Origin of the sequence: Pseudomonas syringae group sp. J254-4 (assembly GCF_032586855.1) — a bacterium.
Classification (GTDB): domain Bacteria; phylum Pseudomonadota; class Gammaproteobacteria; order Pseudomonadales; family Pseudomonadaceae; genus Aquipseudomonas; species Aquipseudomonas amygdali.
The window spans coordinates 169,574-192,645 of the sequence record NZ_JAWHOO010000006.1 but is presented as its reverse complement, the minus strand read 5'-3'; the positions used below and the strand labels follow the sequence as shown (position 1 = coordinate 192,645).

General features: G+C 58.9%; 29 protein-coding genes. 12 read left to right on the top strand and 17 right to left on the bottom strand.

Going from position 1 to position 23,072, the window contains the following annotated elements:
* Positions 1 to 7: 7 nt before the first annotated feature.
* From RYB09_RS10280 to RYB09_RS10265, 4 genes are all read right to left on the bottom strand, one after another.
* The gene (locus RYB09_RS10280; RefSeq protein WP_058402703.1) at positions 8 to 532 is read right to left on the bottom strand and encodes a DUF3299 domain-containing protein; all 525 of its coding nucleotides are present in this window, start codon (positions 530 to 532) and stop codon (positions 8 to 10) included.
* A gap of 8 nt (positions 533 to 540) precedes the next feature.
* Positions 541 to 1,806 (bottom strand): ABC transporter permease, encoded by a 1,266-nt coding sequence (locus RYB09_RS10275; RefSeq protein WP_004666332.1) that lies wholly within the window; start codon positions 1,804 to 1,806, stop codon positions 541 to 543.
* Position 1,807: 1 nt separating this feature from the next.
* Positions 1,808 to 2,518 (bottom strand): ABC transporter ATP-binding protein, encoded by a 711-nt coding sequence (locus RYB09_RS10270; protein ID WP_058402668.1) that lies wholly within the window; start codon positions 2,516 to 2,518, stop codon positions 1,808 to 1,810.
* Positions 2,519 to 2,587: 69 nt separating this feature from the next.
* Positions 2,588 to 3,175: a DUF2796 domain-containing protein gene (locus tag RYB09_RS10265; protein ID WP_058402667.1), complete on the bottom strand. Its 588-nt coding sequence runs from the start codon at positions 3,173 to 3,175 to the stop codon at positions 2,588 to 2,590.
* A gap of 281 nt (positions 3,176 to 3,456) precedes the next feature.
* Between RYB09_RS10265 and RYB09_RS10260 the strand changes: the two genes are divergently transcribed.
* On the top strand, positions 3,457 to 3,879 hold the full coding sequence (locus RYB09_RS10260) for a nuclear transport factor 2 family protein (RefSeq protein WP_122281245.1): 423 nt from the start codon (positions 3,457 to 3,459) through the stop codon (positions 3,877 to 3,879).
* Between the two features lie 61 nt (positions 3,880 to 3,940).
* Entirely contained in the window at positions 3,941 to 4,294 is a 354-nt protein-coding gene (locus RYB09_RS10255; RefSeq protein ID WP_058402665.1) for a hypothetical protein, read from the top strand.
* 54 nt (positions 4,295 to 4,348) lie between these two features.
* Here the strand turns inward: RYB09_RS10255 and trxA are convergent, their stop codons facing one another.
* The 3 genes from trxA to RYB09_RS10240 form a co-directional block, all read right to left on the bottom strand.
* Complete coding sequence (trxA, locus tag RYB09_RS10250; RefSeq protein ID WP_316888215.1) at positions 4,349 to 5,221, bottom strand: thioredoxin; 873 nt, start codon at positions 5,219 to 5,221, stop codon at positions 4,349 to 4,351.
* A gap of 273 nt (positions 5,222 to 5,494) precedes the next feature.
* The gene (locus RYB09_RS10245) at positions 5,495 to 6,148 is read right to left on the bottom strand and encodes a class I SAM-dependent methyltransferase (protein ID WP_316888212.1); all 654 of its coding nucleotides are present in this window, start codon (positions 6,146 to 6,148) and stop codon (positions 5,495 to 5,497) included.
* Positions 6,145 to 6,594, bottom strand: coding sequence for a hypothetical protein (locus RYB09_RS10240; RefSeq protein WP_002555432.1), 450 nt, complete (start codon positions 6,592 to 6,594; stop codon positions 6,145 to 6,147). Before RYB09_RS10240 ends, RYB09_RS10245 begins: the two co-directional genes overlap by 4 nt.
* Before the next feature lie 176 nt (positions 6,595 to 6,770).
* Between RYB09_RS10240 and nrdR the strand changes: the two genes are divergently transcribed.
* The 9 genes from nrdR (at position 6,771) to RYB09_RS10195 (ending at position 13,446) form a co-directional block, all read left to right on the top strand.
* Entirely contained in the window at positions 6,771 to 7,235 is a 465-nt protein-coding gene (nrdR, locus tag RYB09_RS10235; RefSeq protein WP_316888254.1) for a transcriptional regulator NrdR, read from the top strand.
* Between the two features lie 41 nt (positions 7,236 to 7,276).
* Positions 7,277 to 8,377 (top strand): bifunctional diaminohydroxyphosphoribosylaminopyrimidine deaminase/5-amino-6-(5-phosphoribosylamino)uracil reductase RibD, encoded by a 1,101-nt coding sequence (gene ribD / locus RYB09_RS10230; RefSeq protein WP_316888253.1) that lies wholly within the window; start codon positions 7,277 to 7,279, stop codon positions 8,375 to 8,377.
* A gap of 47 nt (positions 8,378 to 8,424) precedes the next feature.
* Positions 8,425 to 9,087, top strand: a complete 663-nt coding sequence (locus RYB09_RS10225; protein WP_058402661.1) for a riboflavin synthase — start codon at positions 8,425 to 8,427, stop codon at positions 9,085 to 9,087.
* Between the two features lie 16 nt (positions 9,088 to 9,103).
* Positions 9,104 to 10,195 (top strand): bifunctional 3,4-dihydroxy-2-butanone-4-phosphate synthase/GTP cyclohydrolase II, encoded by a 1,092-nt coding sequence (ribBA, locus tag RYB09_RS10220; RefSeq protein WP_316888209.1) that lies wholly within the window; start codon positions 9,104 to 9,106, stop codon positions 10,193 to 10,195.
* A gap of 130 nt (positions 10,196 to 10,325) precedes the next feature.
* Positions 10,326 to 10,802: a 6,7-dimethyl-8-ribityllumazine synthase gene (gene ribE / locus RYB09_RS10215; protein WP_002555427.1), complete on the top strand. Its 477-nt coding sequence runs from the start codon at positions 10,326 to 10,328 to the stop codon at positions 10,800 to 10,802.
* A complete protein-coding gene (gene nusB, locus RYB09_RS10210; protein ID WP_002555426.1) occupies positions 10,799 to 11,296 on the top strand; it encodes a transcription antitermination factor NusB in 498 nt (165 codons plus the stop codon). Before ribE ends, nusB begins: the two co-directional genes overlap by 4 nt.
* Positions 11,297 to 11,312: 16 nt before the next feature.
* Positions 11,313 to 12,278, top strand: coding sequence for a thiamine-phosphate kinase (gene thiL / locus RYB09_RS10205; protein WP_316888208.1), 966 nt, complete (start codon positions 11,313 to 11,315; stop codon positions 12,276 to 12,278).
* Between the two features lie 134 nt (positions 12,279 to 12,412).
* Positions 12,413 to 13,030, top strand: a complete 618-nt coding sequence (ribA, locus tag RYB09_RS10200; protein WP_024675310.1) for a GTP cyclohydrolase II — start codon at positions 12,413 to 12,415, stop codon at positions 13,028 to 13,030.
* Positions 13,027 to 13,446: an MFS transporter gene (locus RYB09_RS10195; protein WP_122259627.1), complete on the top strand. Its 420-nt coding sequence runs from the start codon at positions 13,027 to 13,029 to the stop codon at positions 13,444 to 13,446. Before ribA ends, RYB09_RS10195 begins: the two co-directional genes overlap by 4 nt.
* 54 nt (positions 13,447 to 13,500) lie before the next feature.
* Here the strand turns inward: RYB09_RS10195 and RYB09_RS10190 are convergent, their stop codons facing one another.
* The 5 genes from RYB09_RS10190 to RYB09_RS10170 all read right to left on the bottom strand — a co-directional run bounded on the left by RYB09_RS10190 (position 13,501) and on the right by RYB09_RS10170 (position 16,728).
* Positions 13,501 to 14,073, bottom strand: coding sequence for a HupE/UreJ family protein (locus tag RYB09_RS10190; protein WP_058402657.1), 573 nt, complete (start codon positions 14,071 to 14,073; stop codon positions 13,501 to 13,503).
* 25 nt (positions 14,074 to 14,098) lie between these two features.
* Positions 14,099 to 14,716, bottom strand: a complete 618-nt coding sequence (ureG, locus tag RYB09_RS10185) for an urease accessory protein UreG (protein ID WP_003368915.1) — start codon at positions 14,714 to 14,716, stop codon at positions 14,099 to 14,101.
* A 21-nt stretch (positions 14,717 to 14,737) separates the two neighbouring features.
* On the bottom strand, positions 14,738 to 15,412 hold the full coding sequence (locus RYB09_RS10180) for an urease accessory protein UreF (RefSeq protein ID WP_316888203.1): 675 nt from the start codon (positions 15,410 to 15,412) through the stop codon (positions 14,738 to 14,740).
* A complete protein-coding gene (ureE, locus tag RYB09_RS10175) occupies positions 15,409 to 15,909 on the bottom strand; it encodes an urease accessory protein UreE (RefSeq protein WP_002555419.1) in 501 nt (166 codons plus the stop codon). Before ureE ends, RYB09_RS10180 begins: the two co-directional genes overlap by 4 nt.
* A gap of 186 nt (positions 15,910 to 16,095) precedes the next feature.
* The gene (locus RYB09_RS10170) at positions 16,096 to 16,728 is read right to left on the bottom strand and encodes a TetR family transcriptional regulator (RefSeq protein WP_002555418.1); all 633 of its coding nucleotides are present in this window, start codon (positions 16,726 to 16,728) and stop codon (positions 16,096 to 16,098) included.
* 223 nt (positions 16,729 to 16,951) lie between these two features.
* Between RYB09_RS10170 and RYB09_RS10165 the strand changes: the two genes are divergently transcribed.
* Positions 16,952 to 19,018, top strand: coding sequence for an AsmA family protein (locus RYB09_RS10165; RefSeq protein WP_219170316.1), 2,067 nt, complete (start codon positions 16,952 to 16,954; stop codon positions 19,016 to 19,018).
* 317 nt (positions 19,019 to 19,335) lie between these two features.
* On the opposite strand, the gene RYB09_RS10160 is transcribed toward RYB09_RS10165, so the two are convergent.
* The 5 genes from RYB09_RS10160 to RYB09_RS10140 form a co-directional block, all read right to left on the bottom strand.
* Positions 19,336 to 19,875, bottom strand: a complete 540-nt coding sequence (locus RYB09_RS10160) for a bacterioferritin (RefSeq protein ID WP_004655820.1) — start codon at positions 19,873 to 19,875, stop codon at positions 19,336 to 19,338.
* Between the two features lie 397 nt (positions 19,876 to 20,272).
* Positions 20,273 to 20,644, bottom strand: coding sequence for a hypothetical protein (locus RYB09_RS10155; protein WP_005730426.1), 372 nt, complete (start codon positions 20,642 to 20,644; stop codon positions 20,273 to 20,275).
* 406 nt (positions 20,645 to 21,050) lie between these two features.
* Positions 21,051 to 21,428 carry a hypothetical protein gene (locus RYB09_RS10150; protein WP_004666324.1) on the bottom strand — a complete coding sequence of 126 codons (378 nt, stop codon included), beginning with the start codon at positions 21,426 to 21,428 and terminating at the stop codon, positions 21,051 to 21,053.
* Positions 21,425 to 22,399, bottom strand: a complete 975-nt coding sequence (locus RYB09_RS10145; RefSeq protein WP_316888198.1) for a hypothetical protein — start codon at positions 22,397 to 22,399, stop codon at positions 21,425 to 21,427. The genes RYB09_RS10150 and RYB09_RS10145 overlap by 4 nt, the downstream gene beginning before the upstream one ends.
* 9 nt (positions 22,400 to 22,408) lie before the next feature.
* Complete coding sequence (locus RYB09_RS10140; protein WP_316888197.1) at positions 22,409 to 22,897, bottom strand: type VI secretion system tube protein Hcp; 489 nt, start codon at positions 22,895 to 22,897, stop codon at positions 22,409 to 22,411.
* Positions 22,898 to 23,072 lie beyond the last annotated feature (175 nt).

Below are 23,072 nucleotides of genomic sequence, written 5' to 3'. Positions count from 1 at the left end.
TTCATCCTTATGAATCCGGCAACTCGTAGACAAATATCTTGTCTGCCTGCATCTGATAACCCGCTTCTGCCAGTTCGCTGGTAGACGATTTGGCCTGCATCGGTCCTTCGATCCAGTACGGCTGATACAGCTCATCGACCTTCACACCCAGCTCACTCGTGACATGCACGATCTGGTTCGCTGGCGGCGGCGGCACATGGATGCAGGCACCGAAATACGGCACCAGCAAAAACTCCGTCACTCTGCCTTCCTCACTGACCTCGAGTGGCACGATGTAGCCCGGTAAACGCACCAGCTTGCCATCCAGTGCCTTGACCACTGGCGCATGCGGAGCCAGTTGATGGGCCGCAGGCGCTGCCTCCATGGCCAGTGCATCGGACAGCTTGGACATATCGTGTATCGGAGCCGTTACCGGCTTCACCACGGGTGCATCGGGCGGAATCATGTCATTCCAGGTCAGTTCACGCGGCTCGGCGGCCCACAGTTGAGTGGAAACCGAGAGCAGCAGAGTGAGTAGCATGCGCCGCATCATGAAGGTCCTCATAAACGAATCGACAGTCCATCGGCCAGTGACTGCCTGTAGGCTCGCCAGGCTGGCACGGTTCCCATCAACAGCGCGCAACCGAGAATGGCACCGAGCAGGGTCCATTCATATTGGCCAGGTGGCATAGACGACAGGTACAGGCCGTAGTTGTCGAGCACGTAGTCGCGGGCCACGAAGATGCCGATATAGAGCAGTGCAAGGCCGCTGATGACACCCGCAAGAGCCAGGGCGAAGGCTTCGAGTATAAGCAGACTTGCGATATGCCAGGGCCGCGCGCCGACCGAGCGCAGGATGGCCATTTCCCGGCGTCGTTCATTGAGGCTGGTGAGAATCGCGGTCAGCATGCCGATCAGACCGGTCAGCACCACGAACAGCGAAATTACGAACAGTGCCTTTTCCGCGGTGCCCATCAGGCTCCACAGCTCTTGCAGCGCCACGCCGGGCAGAATCGCCAGCATGGGCTCGCCACGGTATTCGTTGATTTCGCGTTGCAGGCTGAAGGTTGAGATCTTGCTGTTCAGACCCAGCATGAAGGCGGTGATCGCAGTCGGCGTCAGGTCCATATTGCGTGCCTGATCGGCAGAGATACGCTCGTTGCCTCGCGCCGGTGCGCCGTTGTGCCAATCGATATGAATGGCTTCCATGCCGCCCAGGCTGATATGCAGCGTGCGGTCCACCGGTGTACCGGTCGGCTTGAGTATGCCGACCACGGTGAACGGCTTGTCGTCATGCTTGACCAGACTGATCGCCGCCACACCGTGCGCCAGTACCAGCTTGTCGCCCAATTTATAATGCAGCGCCTTGGCGACCTCCGAGCCCAGCACTACCTCAAAGGGATCGGTCTTGAATTCACGTCCTTCGGCCATTTCCAGATGCTGTTGGCGACCGAACTGATAATGCTCGAAATACGCTTCGTTGGTGCCCATTACCCGATAGCCACGATGGGAGTCGCCCAGCGAAACCGGGATCGCCCATTTGACCTGTTTGCTCTGGGCAAAATGCTCAAAGCTGTCCCAGCGAATGTTGTTGGTGGCGTTGCCGATGCGAAATACCGAGTACAGCAACAGGTTGATCGAACCGGAACGTGCGCCGACGATCAGGTCGGTGCCGCTGATGGTGCTGGCGAAGCTGGAGCGGGCTTCGGTGCGCACCCGCTCTACGGCCAGTAACAGGCACACCGACAGCGCAATGGCGAAGGCAGTGAGAAACGCGGTGAAACGGCGGTTGGCCAGGCTGGCCATGGCCAGACGAAACAGATACATCTCAAATCTCCACGGCGACGGCGGCGCGATTCAGGTCGCTGAGCGACAGATTGCGATCAAACAGCGGTGCCAGGCTCTGGTCATGACTGACAAACAGCAGGCTGGCCCCGGCCTCGCGGCATTCGGCGAACAGCAGGCGAATGAACGCTTCTCGAGAGTCGGCGTCCAGCGCCGAAGTGGGTTCGTCGGCGATCACCAGCTCAGGCTGACCAATCAGCGCACGGGCCGCGGCCACGCGTTGTTGCTGGCCGATGGACAATGAGTCGGCGCGGCGTGCCAGCATCGCCGGGTCTTTCAGTCCCAGGTGGGCGAGCAGGGTGGTGGTCGCTTTTTCGACGCTGCCGTGGCGTTGCTTCGCACGCTCGGCGCGGACGCTGGAAAAGTGGCAGGGCAGCTCGATGTTTTCCCGCACCGACAGAAACGGCAACAAATTGAACTGCTGAAAGATATAGCCGGTGTGATCGACTCGGAAGCGATCACGTGCTGCCGCCGACAGTGTCGACAGGTCCTGATTCAACAGTCGAATACTGCCGCTGACAGGCTTTTGCACACCGCCCAGCAGGCCCAGCAAGGTGGTTTTACCGCTGCCGCTGGGGCCTTTGAGAAACAGGGTTTCGCCGGTTTGCAGGCGAAATTCGGGGATGTCCAGTAACTGTGGGTGGCCTGGCCAGTTGAAGCTCAGGTTCGATAGCTCGATCAGTGCTTGGGTCATGGGCTGACTCACGCTCGGTTGGAAATTAAAAGACCGGGCCAGGCCCGGTCGTTGTACCGCAGAGTGCGATCAGAATTTCAGCGTTGGGTTGGCTGCGATCACTTCTGCGCCCGACTGGCCGCCTGGCGAGATCAGTTGTACCTGAAGCTTCTTGGTGTCGGGAAAGGTTTTGAAGATTTGCGACAGGTCGAGCTTCTTCAGAACGGCCGGTGCGTCACAGACGAACTTGTAGTGGCCGTGAATTTCGCTGTGCTCATGATGATCGGCATCGCCGCCCTTGGCGTGCTCATCGTGATCGTCATCCTTGTCGCCGAACAGCGGGCTTTCCAGTTTCACCGAAGTGGCCGAGCAGTTGGCGGCATCGGCGATGCTGAACAACGCGTTTGGCTTGAGTAGCAACTCTCGCGCCTTGGCGACTTTGGCTTTGTCTTCATCCGAGGTCGCAACGTGCTCGAAACCGACGATGTTCATGGCCGGGCTGTCGAATTCAAACTCCAGCGTCTTGCCTTCCAGCACTACATCCAGACGTCCGACGCCATGCTCGTGGGCACCCAGACTGCCGTGTTCATCGCCGTGATCATGGTCATGTACTTCGGCTGCGTGGGCAGATACGAGTGGCAACAGGGCGAAAGGCAGGGCGAGTAGCAAACGGCGCATAGCGGACTCCGGGGGTAATATTCGAAAAAATCTGTTATGTGATCTTATAACAAGTGTCGGTGTGCGTGGACGGGTTTTTGTTCGAGCGCTGGACGATCTGGTCTCCATGGGACGTTACCTGAGGGTGTTATCTGGAATACCCCAGCCCGTGCTTATGCTGAAGTAGTCTCAGCCTTCGCGTCAGCAGCTCCTACTCTGGAGAGTGAAAATCGCCGTACCTGCGCCGGATGCGCCGGGAGGGTTTTCATCGCCAGCCGAGTGCGACATCAGGGAAGATACTCATGAACAAGCTCCATCCGAATAGAGAAATCCTGCGTGCGGTGTACAAGGATCCAACACGAATTACCGAGTTCGCCGACGCTGACATTGTGCTGCACAAAGCCGATCAGGGCGCTGGTGGTGGCTTGTCCATAGCCATTGGCAAGGACGCAGTGCTTTCCCACGAGATCAATCTGCTCAGGCGCACACGTCAGACCCTGTACATGGATGTCCACGACATCATTGCCAACGAGCACTATGGCTCGGTGCTGGGGGAGATGCGCGCCAGTTGCGAGGGCCGGAAGATCATCATGCCGTTTTGCGGCCTGTGGCGGTTTCGTGATGGCAGAATTGTCGAGCATTGGGAAAATGTCTATGACGTGCGGGCGCTTGGCAACTTCATGAACGGCAAAGAGCCGGTCATCAGCCAGTGGCTTTACGGTTGATCATGGGCATGCGCGCCAGCCTGTGGGAGCATGTACGCCTGACTGTCAGCAGGTACACATCATGTTGCGTATTCGTGGAACCGTAGGCCAGTGGCCGGTGGATTTGACCCTTGAACTGGACGAAGGCGACTGGGCGCAACTGGGCGCGCAGCTCAAGGCCGCAGCTCCCGACGTATCGGCCGCCGTGGTCGAGAGCAAGCCGCTTAATCAGGACGACAGGCTGTGGCAGGTCGCACAGGAATTGTTGCAAAAGGCCGGGCAGATGAGTGGGCCGGATCTGCTGGGGCAACTGGAAGGGCTGGCCGGCAGTACTGCGGCAGGCAAGCATTTACTGGTGCGCTTGCGTCACTCTGCGAACGTGAAGGTCGAGAGTGGCGGGGATGCGCCGCTGTACAGCTGGGTCGCCGCGACGTGATCTGACCTGGCGGTTCAGCCACCGGCACCGGTGCGGTGCCGGTGGCAAGTTGCCTTAATACAGCGCGGCGAACAGCTTGCGACGGTATGCGGTTACTAGTGGGTGCTCATTGCCCAGCAGGTCGAACACTTGCAGCAGCGTCTTGTGCGGCAGGCCCTCGGCGTAATTGCGATTGCGAATGAACAGTTTGAGCAGGCCATCCAGCGCGGCTTCGTACTGTTGACGCGACAATTGCTGAATCGCCAGTTGATGCACCGCTTCGTCATCCTGAGAATTTTGCGCCAGGCGGCTTTTCAGTTCGGCCACATCCGGCAGAGTGGCCGCTTGTGCCAGGAACGTCAGTTGCGCCTTGGCACCCGCCAGCTCGGCTTTGTGTGCATCACCAGTGACGGCATCCAGCACCGCCTTGGCTTCGCTCAGCTCGCCACGTTCTGCCAGGCAGCGCGCATACAGAATCAGCGCTGCGGCATTGGTGTTGTCTTCGCCCAGCAGCACCTTGAGCTGTGCTTCGGCTTCGGCAAAACGGCTTTCTGCAAACAGCTCTTGCGCCTGCTTGAATGGATCGGCGGCCGGAGGAGGCGGCATGACGACATGTTGTTCGAGAATCTTGCGGATTTCCGATTCAGGCTGGGCTCCTGCAAAACCATCCACCGGCTGGCCGTCCTTGAACAGCACCACGGTCGGCAGGCTGCGAATGCCTAAGCGCGCAACAATGTCCTGCTCGATGTCGCAATTGACCTTGGCCAGCAGCAATTCGCCCTGATAACTCTCGGTGATTTGCTGCAGCAGGGGCATCAAGACCTTGCAGGGCGCACACCACTCGGCCCAGAAATCGACCAGTACAGGCTGGTCGAACGATTTGTCGATCACCAGTTGATCAAAGTTCGCGGCGGTTGCGTCGAAGATGTAAGCAGTTTCCTGGCTCATTGCACGTCTCGAAGAATCTGAATGCCGCCAACTATAAAGCCCGCAGGGCAATGCTGAAAGCGGCGTCGGCGGTGGGGCATCATCCTTGCCCCGCACGCTCAGCGCTATCCACACATTTGCTTTTGATTCTGGCCGAAGGCCGTGGGAGCGAACTTGTTCGCGAAAGGGACGGAAAATTCTCTGGAAATTTATCGTTCGAACAACCGTATTCGCGAACAAGTTCGCTCCTACAGAAACCGTTTAGCTGAGCGATTCTGGGCTGTTATTTAGCGCTCACCGCGCCGCGTGATAGAGGCTCACATCCCGAAACTCATGGGGTTCTGCCAGGTCCGGCAGGGTGTGTGCATGCAGCATTGTCAGGCGCCGGTAGGCAGCGTGCTTGAAGTCGCGCACGCGGGAGTCTGCCACCAGTGCTTCGCGGCCCCGGGACAGAAATTGATCCAGCAGCGGCAGGTTGGCGCGGTCGTACAGCACGTCGGCAACCAGAATCAGATCAAAGCGATCCGCTTCGGCGAAAAAATCCGTCGAGTAGCTTAACTGCACCTGGTTGAGTTCGGCATTGGCCCGGCAGGCAGCGATCGCCAACGGGTCGAGATCACAGGCCACCACTTCAAGTGCTCCGGCCCTGAGCGCAGCAATACCTGCCACACCCGAACCTGCACCGAAATCCAGTACCCGCTTGCCTTCCACCCAGTGCGGGTTTTCGGCCAGAAAACGCGCCAGAGCCAGGCCACTGGCCCAGCAGAAGCTCCAGTACGGTGGCTCTTCCAGAATACGGCGCGTTTCATCCGGGCTGAAGGCACGGTCCATGTTGGCATCGTCGATCAGCCACAGTTTCAGCTCAGTGCCCGGCAGCGTTGTGACAACCAGCCGGGCGTCGCCGAGCAGTTCGCTCAGCGCGTCTTGAAGGTGTCGCGGAGCAATCATGGCGCCTTGACGAATTGCAATTGCCCCAGCGCCTGAGTGGTGGGCTGGTCGATGCGCATCGACGGCAGGTGCAGTATCAATTGCCCCGACTGACTCGCTCGGCCGCGCAGTTCGACACGCCCGCCTACCGGAAAGGCTTCCGGGTTGAAGCGCAACTGGAACGGCAATGACTGGCCGTTGCCCTTCAGCAAGGTGTTGGTCAGCAGCTTCTGTGGACGGCCGCGCTCGTCGATCACCAGCATCGCCAGCTCGACCTCGGCCCCGGCCGGTACGCCGAGCAGTTGCCCGCTGAGTTCACGTTGGTACGGTTGCAGCGGGCCGGGCCCGGCAGGCACTTTGATTGCCGGGGCGACGGGCGGTGCAGCAGCCGGTTTTGGCGCGTCATTGCTGCTGCACGCGGCCAGCAAGCCAATGAGGCCGAGTAGAATAACGGGGCGTAACGTCATCAAGAGCTCCACAAGACAAAAATCGAAAGGCTGAGTGACGCCATGCATGCAGTATTACCGAGCGCAGGCAATTTCACATCGCTTTAATGCGCGTCTATATACCGTAAACCCTCAGCCTTGTCTTGCCAGCAGGATGCGCTAACATGGCGCTCCTCATTCTTTCGTTGCCAGCCACCATGCACTGTCCCTTCTGCGGTGCCAATGACACCAAAGTCATCGACTCCCGCCTCGTCGCCGAAGGCGAGCAAGTACGCCGCCGACGCGAGTGTCTGGCCTGCGGCGAGCGCTTCACGACGTTCGAAACTGCCGAGCTGGTTTTGCCGCGTCTGATCAAACAGGATGGCAGTCGTCAGCCTTTCGATGAAGAAAAACTGCGCGCCGGTATGCAACGTGCGCTTGAAAAGCGTCCGGTGAGTGTCGAGCGACTTGAGGCGGCACTGGTGCACATCAAGCACAAGCTGCGGGCGACCGGCGAGCGCGAAGTCAAATCGCTGGTGGTTGGCGAACTGGTCATGGCCGAGCTGCAAAAGCTCGATGAAGTGGCCTACATCCGCTTCGCCTCGGTGTACCGCCGCTTTCAGGATCTCAACGAATTTCGTGAAGAAATCGACCGTCTGGCCCGCGACCCGGGTAAGGAATAAGTGCATTGCTGACTGAACAGGCGGCTCTCGACGTTCATTACATGGCGCGTGCGCTGGAACTGGCGCGTAACGGGCTCTACTCCACGCATCCCAACCCGCGAGTCGGCTGCGTGATCGTGCGTGAAGGCCGGATCGTTGGCGAAGGCTGGCATGTACGGGCCGGTGAGCCGCATGCCGAAGTGCATGCCTTGCGCCAGGCTGGCGAGCTGGCCAGAGGCGCGACCGCTTACGTCACCCTCGAACCGTGCAGTCACCAGGGGCGCACACCGCCCTGTGCCGATGCACTGATCGAAGCCGGAGTGGCGCGGGTTGTCGCTGCGATGCAGGACCCCAATCCCGAAGTCTCCGGCCGTGGCCTGTTGCGCCTCATGAATGCCGGTATCGGCGTTCAATGCGGCGTGCTGGAAAGCGAAGCGCGAGCGCTGAACAAAGGCTTTCTCAAGCGCATGGAAACCGGCCTGCCGTACGTGCGGGTCAAGATAGCCATGAGCCTGGATGGCCGAACCGCTATGGCCAGCGGCGAAAGCCAGTGGATCACCGGTCCCGAGGCGCGTTCTGCCGTTCAGCGTCTGCGCGCGCAGTCGAGCGTAGTGTTGACCGGTGCCGATACGGTGCTGGCCGACAAGGCTCGTCTCACCGTGCGCCCCGATGAGTTGGGGCTCAATGCAGAATTGACCGCGCTGGCCGCTGCGCGTCCGCCCCTGCGGGTATTGATTGACGGTCGTCTGCGCGTGCCGCTGGACGCGCCGTTCTTTCAGGCGGGCAGCGCGCTGGTCGTGACCTGTGCTGCGGCGTCGGCGCGAGGCCGCTATCAGGAAGAGGGCCACGAGATGCTGGCACTGGCTGACAGTGCCGGTCACGTCGACCTGCGCAAGTTGATGGGCGAACTGGCCACGCGTGGCGTCAATGAAGTGCTGGTCGAAGCCGGTCCGCGGCTGGCGGGTGCCTTTGCGCGTCTCGGGCTGGTCGACGAATTTCAGCTCTTCATCGCCGGCAAGTTTCTCGGCTCATCGGCCCGGCCGCTGCTCGACCTGCCGCTGGCGCAGATGAGCGAAGCGCTGGAGCTGAACATCGTGGAAATGCGTGCCGTCGGTAATGACTGGCGAGTCATCGCTCTCCCTGTGCGCGCACCCGGCGTATAATTCCCGGCTTTCGCCTTGCGCGCAGCCCTTGTTCTCCCGGAGGACCCATGTTTACCGGCATTATCGAATCCATTGGCAGCATCCGCGCCCTGACTCCGAAAGGCGGCGACGTCCGCGTTTATGTGGAAACCGGCAAGCTTGACCTGACCGACGTCAAACTCGGCGACAGCATTGCCGTGAATGGCGTATGCCTTACCGCTGTCGAATTGCCCGGTGATGGCTTCTGGGCTGATGTCAGCCGGGAAACCCTGACCGTCACCGCCTTTGTCGACCTCAAGAGCGGCAGCCGGGTCAACCTGGAAAAGGCCCTGACCCCGACTACGCGTCTGGGCGGCCATCTGGTCAGCGGTCATGTCGACGGCGTGGGCGAAATCGTCGCCCGTGCGGACAACGCCCGCGCCATTCAGTTTACGGTGCGTGCGCCACGTGAACTGGCCAAATACATCGCCCATAAAGGCTCTATCACGGTCGACGGCACCAGCCTGACGGTCAACTCGGTCAATGGTGCCGAGTTCGAACTGACCATCGTGCCGCACACCCTCAGCGAAACCATCATGGCCGACTACCAGCCTGGCCGTAAGGTCAACCTGGAAGTAGACCTGCTGGCACGTTACCTGGAGCGCCTGCTGCTGGGTGACAAGGCCGCCGAGCCGGGCCACGGCACGATCACCGAAAGCTTTCTGGCCGAGAACGGCTACCTCAAATCCTGAATCAAGGGGGTGCCGCGTGGCGCTCAACACTATCGAAGAACTGGTTGAAGACATTCGCCAGGGCAAGATGGTCATCCTCATGGATGACGAAGACCGTGAGAACGAAGGCGACCTGATCATGGCCGCCGAATGCGTGCAGCCCGAGCACATCAACTTCATGGCGCGCTTCGCCCGTGGCCTGATCTGCATGCCGATGACCCGCGAGCGCTGCGAAACCCTCAAGCTGCCGCTGATGGCAGCGCGCAACGGTTCGGGCTTCGGCACCAAGTTCACCGTTTCCATCGAAGCTGCCGAAGGCGTGACCACCGGCATCTCGGCAGCCGACCGCGCACGTACTGTGCAGGCTGCCGCTGCCAAGGACGCGAAGGCTGAAGACATCGTCAGCCCTGGGCATATTTTCCCGCTCATGGCCCAGGCTGGCGGCACCCTGGCGCGTGCCGGTCATACCGAGGCGGCCTGCGACCTGGCGCGCATGGCCGGTTTCGAGCCGACGGGCCTGATCTGCGAAGTCATGAACGATGACGGCACCATGTCGCGACGTGCCGAACTCGAAGAATTTGCCCGGCAACACGACATCAAGATCGGCACCATCGCCGACCTTATTCACTACCGGATGATCCACGAACGTACCGTTCAGCGGATTGCCGAGCAGCCGATGGACAGCGAACTGGGCAGTTTCAACCTGGTGACCTACCGCGATTCGGTCGAGGGAGATGTGCATCTGGCGCTGACCCTGGGCAAGATCTGCGCAGAAGAACCAACCCTCGTGCGTGTTCATAACATGGACCCGCTTCGCGACCTGCTGATGGTCAAACAGCCCGGCCGCTGGAGCCTGCGCGCCGCCATGCGAGCGGTTTCCGAGGCTGGCAGTGGCGTTGTGCTGTTGCTCGGTCATCCGCTGGATGGCGATGTGCTGCTGGCTCACATTCGCGAAACGGCAGGGCAGCAACCGATCAAGACGCCGACCACTTACAGCACGGTGGGTGCCGGTTCGCAGATCCTTCGTGACCTCGGCGTGCGCAAAATGCGCCTGATGAGTTCACCGATGAAGTTCAATGCGATATCCGGTTTCGATCTGGAAGTTGTAGAATACGTTCCCTCCGAATAAATACCGGCAGGTCGGGGCGTGCGAAAGACGGTTTTTTCGCAGCTTTTGGCCTGACAGTTGCGATTCGTGGCCTAATATCCCTCAAAGTCCGCCCCAAGGCGGGCTTGCTCTTTAATACGAGACTCACCGAATGACCTTGAAGACCATCGAAGGTACCTTCATCGCCCCACAAGGCCGCTACGCCTTGGTAGTGGGCCGTTTCAACAGCTTCGTCGTGGAAAGCCTGGTTAGCGGTGCCGTTGATGCGCTGGTACGCCACGGTGTCAGCGAAAGCGACATCACCATCATCCGTGCGCCGGGTGCGTTCGAAATCCCGCTGGTCGTGCAGAAAGTTGCCCAGCGCAGCGAATTCGCGGCCATCGTCGCGCTGGGTGCGGTGATCCGTGGCGGTACTCCGCACTTCGAATACGTTGCAGGCGAGTGCGTCAAAGGCTTGTCTCAGGTGTCCATGGAGTTCGGCGTTCCGGTCGCTTTCGGCGTACTGACCGTCGACTCCATCGAGCAGGCCATCGAACGTTCCGGTACCAAGGCCGGTAACAAGGGCGCTGAAGCTGCTCTGTCCGCCATTGAAATGGTAAGCCTGCTGTCGCAGCTGGAGGCCAAGTGATTTCCGACGATACCGACCAGTTCAACCCGCGCGACGCCAAATCGCCGGAAGCTGCCAAGGGCAAAAGTGCCAAACGTCGCGAAGCGCGGCAGATGGCTACTCAGGCCCTTTATCAGTGGCACATGGCTGGCCATGCGTTGAACGAGATCGAAGCACAGTTTCGTGTAGACAACGATTTCAGCAATGTCGACGGCGCCTACTTCCGTGAGCTGCTGCACGGTGTGGCCACCAACAAGACCGAGATCGACACCGCGCTCTCGCCTTGCCTCGACCTGACCATCGAAGAACTCGACCCGGTTGAACTGGCCGTCCTGCGCCTGTCCACCTTCGAGCTGCTCAAGCGCATCGACGTGCCTTACCGCGTTGTAATCAACGAAGGCATCGAGCTGGCCAAAGTCTACGGTTCTACTGACGGCCACAAGTTCGTCAATGGTGTGCTGGACAAGCTGGCACCGCGCCTGCGTGAAGTCGAAGTGAAGGCCCACAAGCGCTGATTCGCGCCTGACCTTTATGGGAGAGTTCGAGCTGATCCGCAATTACTTCGCCGCTGCGCCTTGTGCGCAGGCAGGCGGGGAAGTTGCTCTGGGGGTCGGCGACGACTGCGCGCTGCTGGCGTTAGCGCCCGGCGAGCAGTTGGCGATCTCGACCGATACCCTGGTTGCCGGGGTGCATTTTCCTGAAGCCTGTGACCCTTTCCTGCTCGGCCAGCGTGCGCTGGCGGTGTCTGCCAGTGATCTGGCGGCAATGGGTGCTCGTCCTGTCGCGTTTACCCTTGCCTTGACCCTGCCGCAGGTCGATGCCGACTGGCTGCAGGCATTTGCTCGCGGCCTCAATCACATGGCGCAGGGCTGTTCGCTGCGTTTGATCGGCGGCGATACCACACGCGGGCCCTTGAGCCTGACGCTGACGGTGTTCGGCGCTGTTCCAGCCGGCTCGGCCCTGACGCGCAGCGGCGCTTGCGCGGGTGACTTGCTCTGCGTTGGCGGCGCGCTGGGTGATGGCGCAGGTGCGTTGCCCCTGGTCTTGAAGCAACGCAGCACCGAGGCTTCGATTGCCGAGGCGTTGCTGGCCCGCTACTGGTCGCCGCAACCGCAACTGGCGCTGGGGCAGGCATTGCGGGGCAGGGCGACGTCGGCGCTGGACATCTCCGATGGGCTGCTGGCTGATTGCGGACACATTGCCCGTGCATCAGGCGTCCGGCTGGTCGTCGAGCGTGACAGGCTGCCGATGTCTGATCAGTTGCTGACGTTGTTCGATCTGCCGTCTGCCCGGCAGGCTGCGCTCAGCGGTGGCGACGATTACATTCTGGCTTTCACGCTGCCGTCCGGGCACCTTGCCAGCTTGCTGGATGAAGGCTGGCCGGTGCATGTGATTGGCCGGGTAGAGAAGGGCCAGGGTGTCATTGTTGTCGACGGCGCAGGGCTGGATGTCACGCCCGATACGCGTGGCTACCAGCATTTCGGCAGTGCGCAGTGAAGCGATGCACTGCATCTATCTATCGAACTTTATGATCTAAACGCCCGAGAATTCAGCCTGAGCGTCCGCAGGAACCTGCTGTTACAATGCGAATCTTGCGAATTTCCAGTCTTCATACTGATCAGGAGCACACGGTGCCCGTCGTATTTGTCGCCGCTTCCAAACTGCCCACCCCCTTTGCAGAGTTTGCCATGCACGGCTTTATCGAGTCGGCAACCGGCCGAGAACATGTCGTCCTGAGTCTGGGCGATGTGGCGGACGGTGCGCCGGTTCTTGGCCGCGTGCATTCCGAATGCCTGACAGGCGACGCCCTGTTCAGCCAGCGTTGCGATTGCGGCTCACAACTTGAGGCCGCCCTGCGCGCCATTGCTACCGAAGGGCGCGGCGTATTGCTGTATCTGCGTCAGGAAGGGCGCGGTATCGGCCTGATGAACAAGATCCGCGCCTACGAGCTGCAGGATGGCGGTGCCGACACGGTAGAGGCCAATGAGCGTCTGGGCTTTGCCGCCGACCAGCGCGATTACGCGATCTGCCTGCCGATGCTTCAACATCTGGGCGTTCAGTCGCTGCGTCTGATGACCAATAACCCGCGCAAGGTCAAAGCCTTGACCGACATGGGCATCAAGGTCGCCGAGCGTGTGCCGTTGCACACCGGACAAAACCCGCACAACCGCCTTTATCTGGCGACCAAGGCGGGCAAGCTGGGGCACATGATGGGTAACGAGCATCAAAGTGAGGTCGGCCCCGCGTGACACGCAGCGAGGTGCGCCAAAAGCTGGAAATGGCTTGGTGGCGTCAATTGGGTCTGACATTGGCGCCATTGCTTGTGGTCTGTGTGTTTTTCGGTGCCAGCGAGCCGCTCATCCCTGTTTTGGCGATACCGCTGTTCATTGCCGGGATAGGCTCGATGTTCGTCAGCCTGAAGCCCTTCGGGGCTTACAAGCGCGCGTTAACGGCTACCCAGGCTGCACTCGACACGCCGGAAGAACCGGCAGCATGGCTCAAACTGGCTGCTGTCCGCCGTGTGGCCTTTCTCGCTGCCGGGCTGCCCGCCTGGATCGCCGCCATCGCGGTGCTGTTCGGCTTGCACCCTTTGCCGGTCTGCCTGCTGGCGTTTGCCAGCGCAGTGCTGCTCTACCTGTACCGCATTCCTGCGCTTTCCCGCTGATCGTCCCCGGCTGATTGTTCCAGGCCAAGTGGGCACGATCAGCCGGAAATCCGATCAGCCCGCCAGCAACCACACACCCGTTGCCGCAGAAGCTGCACCTGCGATGCGCACCAGCGGTGCTGCCGCCTGAGGCAATACGCGAACCACGGCATAACCTGCCGCATGCAAGGCTGCAGTTGCTGCCACGAAGCCTGCTGCGTAAGCCCATGGGCTGGACATGTCAGGAAGCTCAAGGCCATGCGCCACACCGTGGAACAACGCAAACAGTGCTGTCGCTGCAACGGCCAGTGCCAAGGGCGGACGCACTGCCAGTGCCACAGCCAGACCCAGCGCCAGTACCGACGCGGCAATGCCGCTTTCCAGTGCTGGCAGGTTCAGACCTTCAAAGCCCAGCACGCCACCGATCAGCATGGTGCCGACGAAGGTGCAGGGCAGCGCCCAGCGTGCGGAACCTTGCTGTTGTGCGGCCCACAAGCCGACGGCAAGCATTGCCAGCAAATGATCCAGACCGCCAATCGGGTGGCTGATACCCGCTATCAGGCCGTTATCGCCATGACCGGGGTGGGCCATCGCCAGAGTCGGGATCAGCAGCAGCGCGAGGGCGCCAAGGGCTTTTTTGTAGTTCATCGACGGGTTCCTTTTGGTTGTGAATTCAGGCGGCTGCAGTCAGCAGACCCTGGCGTTCAATGAAGGCAATGATCTGCTCCAGACCCTGACCGGTTTTCTGGTTGCTGAACACGAAAGGCTTTTCGCCACGCATCCTGCGCGTGTCGCTGTCCATCATTTCCAGTGACGCGCCCACCAGCGGTGCGAGGTCTATCTTGTTGATCACCAGCAGATCTGACTTGCAGATACCCGGGCCACCTTTGCGCGGCAGCTTGTCGCCGGCCGACACGTCGATCACGTAAATGGTCAGGTCGGAAAGCTCCGGGCTGAAGGTCGCGGAAAGGTTATCGCCACCGGATTCGACAATGATCAGGTCCAGGCCCTCAAAGCGACGATTGAGCTGGTCAACCGCCTCCAGGTTGATCGACGCGTCTTCACGAATGGCGGTATGCGGGCAACCACCGGTTTCAACGCCGATGATGCGCTCAGGGGCCAGTGCCTCGTTGCGCACCAGAAAGTCAGCGTCTTCGCGGGTATAGATATCGTTGGTCACGACCGCCAGGTTATAGCGGTCGCGCAATGCCAGGCACAGCGCCAGGGTCAGGGCTGTCTTGCCGGACCCTACCGGGCCACCGATGCCGACGCGCAGAGGTTGGCTGTTCATTGAGTTCTCCATAAATACTGATCAGGACCGGAATAACCGGCTGTATTGACGTTCATGCGCCATGCTCGCCAGGGACAGGCCGAAGGCCGCGCTGCCTGCATGGTGGGTATCTTGTCGGGAGGCATTGACCTGCGCTTGCTGCAGTAACGGCAACAGCTCGCTGGTCAGGCGTTGCGCAGCTTGCTGGCCGAGTGGCAGGGTTTTCATCAGCACGGCCAGCTGGTTTTCCAGCCAGCTCCACAGCCATGCGGCCAGCGCGTCTTGCGGGCTGATCTGCCAGGCACGTGAGGCCAGCGCCCAGCCCAGGGCCAGGTGTGGCTCTGCAGTCTGTTCAAGAAAGTGGCGTGCATCGCGATCCAGCTCAGGCAGGCCATTGAGCAGTTGTTGCAAGGAATAACCCATCTGCCGGCTTTCCTGATGCAGCTCGCGCGTTTCGCGGCTGGCGCGGTGTTGCTCGCTGACTTGCAGCAGTTGGCCCCAGTCACCGGCTGACGCTGCTTCACAATGGGCCAGCAGCAAGGGTGCCTCAAAGCGAGCGAGATTGAGCAACAGCTGATCGCTTATCCAGCGCCCTGCAGTCTGCGGGTCCACCACGATGGACTGCTCCACGGCCATTTCCAGCCCTTGTGAATAGCTGTAGCCGCCAATCGGCAGCTGCGGGCTGGCCAGACGCAAAAGCGCCCAGGCGCTGTTCACTTGCGCACGCCGAACTGGTGCATGCGGGGCGGATAGTTGAAATCCTCTTCGCCTGCACGCGAGTGGTGATGCCCACCGCCATAGGCACCATGTTCCGGCTGGAACGGCGCTTCGATGGTTTCGACGGTGGCACCGAGTTGATCGAGCATAGCCTTGAGCACGTAGTCATCGAGCAGGCGCAACCAGCCGTCGCCGACCTGCAGGGCTACGTGACGATTGCCGAGATGATAGGCCGCGCGGGTCAGTTCGAAGGTGCTGCTGCAAGTAACGTGCATCAGCTTTTCCGGGCGTGCGCAAACGCGCACCACGCGGCCATCTTCGGCCTGCAGAAACTCGCCATCGCGCAGGGGCGATTGACCGCGTTGCAGAAACAGGCCGACGTCTTCGTTTTCCGCACTGAAGCAGCGCAGGCGACTCTTGCTGCGTGCCTCGAAATTCAAATGCAGCTCGGCGGCCCATTCGGCCTGAGGTTCGATTCGGTTGTGAATCACCAGCATTAGATAGCTTCCAGCCAATTACGATGCTTCAAATCAGAGCAAGGGGCTTGCCAACAGGGCAGGCTGTAGGAAATCGCTGGCGGAAATGCCTGACTTTTTAATTGTGCACGGCCTTGACGTGATCACTAATGGTGCGCAACGAAAAAAGTGATCTATTTTGGTGCTCTGGCTGGCTTCAACTGACGCTCAATCGTGACTACCTAGCCCACGCCAGTGCCGTGCGCCGATAAAGATGAAGCGCAGTTGCTGGGTAATCTTGGCCTGAGGTGTCAGGTGCGGTGCAAGCGAAGCGGGTGGAGGGTCGATCAGTTCCGGCAGCATGGCGAACACGCTTTTGACCACAAGGTCGGCGATGATCGACAGCGCGTCAGCGTTCAGGTGCTGCCATTTGGGCATTTTTGCCAGGTCGGCCGTCAGGTCGGCGCTGATGCCCTCGCGCAGAGCCCCCAGAGCCTGACGCACTTTAAGAGAGCCGCCATACTGTTCACGGGCCAGAAACAGAAACTGCGAGCGATTGGCCGCTACACGCTCTAGAAATATCTTCACCGACGCGCGAATCAGCCCGCCCATGGCGAATTCATTGTGGCGTACCAGCCGGATGGTTTCGCGGAAGGTCTGGCCGACCTCACTCACCAGCGCCAGGCCCAACTGGTCCATGTCTTCGAAGTGGCGATAAAACCCGGTCGGCACGATGCCCGCCGTGCGCGCCACTTCCCGCAGGCTCAGGCTGCCGAAGCCGCGCCCGCTTTCCATCAACTGATGGGCAGCATCAAGCAAGGCTCTTCGGGTCTGTTGTTTCTGTTCGGCGCGGGGCAGCATGGCTCAAACGATTCTTGGATTAGGCTGGGTTGCACTTTAGCAAATGCGCTTAACCTGCGTCGAAAGGGTTTTCAGTGAGTCGCTTCGGCGTGCGTTGCAATACAGGTGCTGGCCTTTGGTGCGATTTCGTATTCAAATCAAACCCTCGGCGCGTTTTTCAGTCGAACATTCATGTCGTATTCAGCGCGCCAGGGTCGGGGCGCTGTTTTCTGGAGAGTCACGCATGACGCGCAGCCGCAAGATTTTCGCCTGGACAGGTGCCACGTTATTGGTGGTGCTGGCCATACTGGTCATTGTGCTTGTCACGTTCGACTGGAATCGCATCAAACCTACCCTCAATGAGAAAGTCAGCGAAGCGCTGCATCGCCCGTTCGCCATCAATGGTGACCTGGATGTGCGCTGGACGCGCGAGCCCGAGCTCGGTGGCTGGCGTGCCTGGGTGCCGTCTCCGCACTTCGTGGCCGATGACCTGACACTGGGTAATCCCGAGTGGTCGAAAACCCCGCAGATGGTCACTCTCAAGCACGTTGAGTTTCGTCTGTCGCTGTTGCCACTGCTGGCTCAGCAAGTGGTCATTCCGCGTATCGATTTGACCGGCCCCGAGGCAAAGCTTGAGCGGCTGGCCGATGGTCGCGCCAACTGGGTGTTCGACCTGCCCAAATCCGACCCGAACGCTGAACCTTCCAAGTGGGTGGTGGATATCGGAGCCATCAAGTTCGACAAGGGACTGGTGAGTTTCAATGACCAGACACTGAATGCCAATCTGGATGTGGTGATCGACTTGCTCGGCAAGCCGATCCCGTTTGGCGAAATCGTTGGCAGCAAGGAAGCGCAAAAGGCTCAGGAAAAGGGCGCAGTACCTCAGGACTATGCGTTTGGTCTGGCTGTAACAGGCCAGTACCACGGTCAGAAACTGAGCGGCACCGGCAAGGTGGGTGGCCTTCTGGCGCTCAAGGATGCCAGTCAGCCTTTCCCGGTGCAGGCCGATGTGAAGGTCGGTGATACTCATGCGGTCATCGCCGGGACCCTGACCGACCCACAGAACCTGGGTGCGCTGGATCTGCGCCTTAAACTTTCCGGCGCGAGCCTGAGCAATCTGTACCCGCTGACCGGCGTTACCCTGCCGGACTCTCCGGCTTACTCCACTGATGGCCGCCTGATCGCTAAACTGCATGACCCGGCAGGGGCCAACTTTCGTTACGAAGGCTTCAACGGCAAGATCGGCAACAGCGATATCCACGGCGATCTGGGTTACGTCGCCAGCCAGCCACGGCCGAAGCTGAGCGGCGTGCTGGTGTCCAATCAGTTGTTGTTCAGCGACCTCGCGCCGCTGATTGGTGCGGACTCGAATGCCGCTCAGAAAAAACGCGGTGGCGAGAGCAAGCAGCCGTCGGGCAAGGTCCTGCCCGTAGAAGAGTTTCAGACTGACCGCTGGCGAGCGATGGATGCCGACGTGGAGTTCACCGGCAAGCGCATTGTGCAAAGCCCGGACTTACCGTTCACCGACCTGTATACCCATCTGATTCTCAACGATGGTCAATTGAGCCTGGAGCCGCTGCGCTTTGGAGTGGCAGGCGGCAAGCTGGATGCGGATATCCGCCTCGACGGTCGCAACAAACCGTTGCAGGGCAGGGCGAAGCTGTCGGCGCGCAACTTCAAGCTCAAGCAGCTGTTCCCGACCTTTGAACCGATGAAAACCAGCTTCGGTGAGCTGAACGGCGATGCCGACATCAGTGGCCGAGGCAACTCGGTTGCCGCTTTGCTCGGCACCGCCAACGGTGAAATGAAAATGCTGGTCAACGACGGCGCGATCAGCCGTGGCCTGATGGAGATCGCCGGGCTCAACGTAGGCAACTACGTGGTGGGCAAGTTGTTTGGCGACAAGGACGTGAAGATCAATTGCGCGGCTTCTGACTTTGGCATCAAGGACGGCTTGGCGACCAGTCGGCTGTTCGTCTTCGATACCGAGAACGCCATCATCTACATCAATGGCACCGCAAATATGAAGACAGAGCAGCTGGACCTGCAGGTCAACCCGGAGTCCAAGGGCTTCCGCGTGTTCTCGCTGCGCTCGCCACTGTATGTCAACGGCCCGTTCGCCAAGCCCAATGCAGGCGTGCAGTCCGGCCCGTTACTGCTGCGCGGCGCCGGCATGGTCCTGCTCGGTGCGACCGTAGGCCCGGTGGCCGGTTTGCTGGCGCTGGTCGCGACCGGCGATAGCGCACCGAACCAATGCGGCCCGCTGCTGGAGCAGATGCGCACCGGCAAGGCGCCGAAGACGGTGAAGTGATTTCCAGAAATGTACTGTCGCGCTGGAGTTGTCAGCGTTATACACAAGTCCTGAAGATCCCGGAAACGGGGCTGGCACCGTGGCATCAGGCTGAGTGGCGATTCCCGTGGGAGTGAGCTTGCTCACGAAAGCGATGGTCCACGCGCCCTGTTTTCAGGGGGCTGTAATGGCTTCTTCGCGAGCAAGCTAGCTCCCACAAAAAATACGTGCGACGAACGCTGGAGCGTGCGGAACGATAGTTGTGCAGCAGTCACGCATTCCAGTTGTCCACAAAAAAGCCAGGACACAGGTCCTGGCTTTTCACTTGTCGCCGCTTGTTACAGGCCTTCGAGGATGTCCGACATGTCGTCGGCGTGCTCTTCTTCCTGAGCAAGAATCTCTTCAAAGATACGGCGGGTGGTCGGATCGCTGTCACCGATGTACTGAATGATCTCGCGATAGCTGTCGACCGCGATGCGCTCGGCAACCAGGTCTTCGTAGACCATTTCCTTCAGCGTATTGCCCGCAACGTATTGTGCGTGGGAGTTCTTCGACAGCAGGTCCGGGTTGAATTCCGGCTCGCCGCCCAGTTGCACGATACGCTCGGCCAGTTTGTCGGCGTGCTGTGCTTCCTGTTCGGCGTGCTCCAGAAACTCGGCTGCCGCCACGCTCGCCTTGAGGCCCGACGCCATGTAGTAGTGGCGTTTGTAGCGCAGCACACAGACCAGCTCGGTGGCCAGCGACTCATTGAGCAGGCGCAGTACGGTTTCGCGGTCAGCGCTGTAACCTTCAGTCACAGCACCATTCTCAACGTTCTGGCGCGCACGCTGGCGCAGAGTATTTACATCGGAAAGCTGTGATTGCGGTGCAGAAATCATCATTTATCTCCAGGGTTCATCAGGTTTTGCTGTCCCGCTCTGTGTGTTGCCCGGCAGGATCAGCAAAGGTTGTGAGTGCTGGAGGAGGGGAAAAGTTTTATCGGATTTTCGCCGGTGCGGACGGTTGTGACTGAATGTAAAAATATAAGAAACGAGTGCAGAACGCTGCGGTCCCAACCATGAGACCCAAATAAATCGTGGAGATACACAATGCTTAAGTTTCTGGGAAGCACCGTCGGCATCATCTTTCTGATCGGCCTGGTCGTGGTCATCGCCCTGTTCAAGCTGGTTTTCTAAGCGTCAACCTGCTTGTTTGCGTGGACACTGCGCTCTGAAGGATTCTTTGGGGCGCGGTAATGATTTTTTCAGAAATGGACTGGGCGTCAGACGCTGCTCGTTAGAGGTATTTGGTCCAGAAATAAAATATCACGGATGCCGTCATGGCTAGCATGCCGATCATCCACGCCGCCAGAATGCGCACTTTGAGCTCCGCAGGAAAGTTTTTAAGATCCTGAGGATCGACGAGTTTCCTTCTGATAAGCAGGCCCGGCGTCGATAAAACCAATGCAGCCATCCAAAGGCGCTGCACTTTGCTGCGTAAATCATCACCTGCATACAGTCGCTTATAATCATTTACAAACTGACAGTTCGATAGGTGTGACTCGACAGTGTCGATGTACCGATGTGCTGTATATGCCATTGTAATCAAATTTAGAAATACTGAAGCCATGATGATGCCGGCTATGATGCCAGGCTCTACAGTGTTCAATACGTTGGCTCCCTGTTTGAGCTGATTTTTTGCGTCTCTGAACTTTAGAAGATGTGAGAATTACAATGCCCTGAAGCTTAATCAGTGCGCTAGAAGATGACTCGGCGCTGCGGCGCACGCCAATGGAATTGTCCGGGTATTAGTAATCTCCTCTTGAGATGGCCAGTGAATTTGTTCAACTCATCTGCATCAGTCAGCCTTTAAGTTTGCCGGGTAAGCCACCTGCGTACAGTACTTTTCGGTTTGATGAGACGAATGAGGATTTTGGTAGCTGTGATTCGATTCCACCTGTGTAAATGTGCGCTACATAAATAATAGAGGGCAAGCTGAGCGCCATAATTGTAAAGATAATAATGTCTGCTAATCCTGACTCGATACTGGTCAATTTTTGATCTCGTCTAGTACCTTAAAGTCCTAGGTAGTGTCCGGCGATTCTGAGCGCCATCATCGCTGTGAATAAAATAAAGGTTATGGTTGTCGGAATGATCAAGAGGTTTTTGTAACGTGCTGGAAGGCGTTCAACCTCCGAGGCATCAATGACTCCTCTTCTGGCGCTTAGTTTTGGTAACATTAGCACTACTGAAATAACGCCGCCGCGCATAACCTTTCCGAGCAGGCCTCCACCTGACCATGCCTCTCTAATGGTCTGTACGGAAGAGCAGTTTGGTAGCTGCTCCTCAATGATCTCAACGTACTTATGCGCAATGATAGCGGTGGCGAAAAGGTTGAGTATCATAGGTACCATTATGAGTATACCGATCAAGCCTACTGGGATATTTGTCATTTTGAAACTGCCTCATAAATGTACTCTCCAATTCGCTCGCCGACCCATTGGCCTCCTTCTCCGCCTACCCATCCTCCAGCTGCACCCCCGATTACAGTGCAAGCCAGTGCCCCAGGCCCTGTTGTGATACCTAGCGCCACAAGACATATACCGCCAGCTATGTACCCACCCCCAGCCCCGCTAACAGTGGAGCCTCCGATACTAAACAGTAATGAGCTCCCCTCCACATATTTCGCCCTTTGACATTGCTCCTCGCGGCCTACCGTACAGGCCTTATGAATCGAAAGCCCTGTGGCGCCCGCCTCAAGCGCAGTCCCTATATACGTTCCTCTCTTGATCCATTTGGAGGCTTTGGCCACGCCAGATACCTTGTCAGCGTATCCCGCGATTTCTCCTGTGTGCATGTAGCTATTAGTCGAAAGTCCAAGCAGTCGTTTGATCGAGCCTTCGTTGCGCAGTCCGGATCCATACGCCAGAAAATTGTTCAGCAGCTTATCAAGCTTCATGAACAACTCAGTTCGTTTGGCGTAGAAAGCGTCTCGTTGGGTCATCGTGCCGGAGCCCATGTGTTCCCGGTAGAGCTTTTCGATCTGTTGAAGGGCTTTCTTGATCTCGTCCATATGCTTGGCCCAGCCATCACTCGTGGCGCCTATCCCCATGGATGTATAAGAAATCGTCTGCTTGAGCAACTCAAAATTCTCAAGAAAAAAGTCATCTCCCTCCACGCCATTCACCAGCAACGCTGTATGCACTTCCGCAGCCTTGGCCATCAGGAAAGCTTCCTGGGCGGTAGACGAGGGCGTGGACGCGTCGCCGACGATGACCAACTCACCGGCCAGTACAACGCCGCCCGAGATGTGGGAATTGAGGGCGACGAATTTGGCTTTGGCATTCTTTGGCAGCGCAAGGTTGGCTTTCAAAGAATCGAAGGTCTGTGTTCTGGAGTTAATGAAGGATCGTGCTTCGGCCATGGTCGTGCCTCACGAGTACTTTTTATTATTGATCCGGTCCCAGCCGCCAGCCACGTTACCGCCTGCTGTGCCATCGACACGTTTCTGCAGGGTGTAGGTGGTTTTGATGCGGCCGTAATTGAGCTGTACGATTTCGATGGGGATGCCGGCGCTTGCGCTCTGGGTGTAGTCGGCGATGATGACTTCCTCGAGAACCACTTCGTAGTATTTGAGTTTGTCGGTGCCTGCGCGGCACAGCACCAGCTTCACTTCTTTGAGGTGCTGGCCTGCACAGCTGGCTTCCATCAGCTTGCAACTGGCGCTGTCGAGGTATTTGGTGAAGGTGAAGTTGGTCATGGTGGTACGACCGGATGAAGCGCCGCCCGAGGAGCTGGCGATGGCAGAAGTGCTCTGGCTGACGCCGAAGTTATAGCCGGTTATTTCGGTCCACTTGCTGTACTTCTCGTCCAGCGCCTCGCCGGGAATGTCTGCGATCTGAATAAAAGCGTCGAAAGCCATATGAACCTCTCCTTGGTCATCAGTGATGCGGTGTAGTGATTTTAAGATGAGTGCTATGGCAGCAAATTTTTACCTTGGTTTCAAGGCGCAGGCGGTGGTTTGAAACGCAATGTCTAATGACGGGTTTAATACTTAAACATCAAAATAGAAACGCCCGTCGCATTGCGCGTCGGGC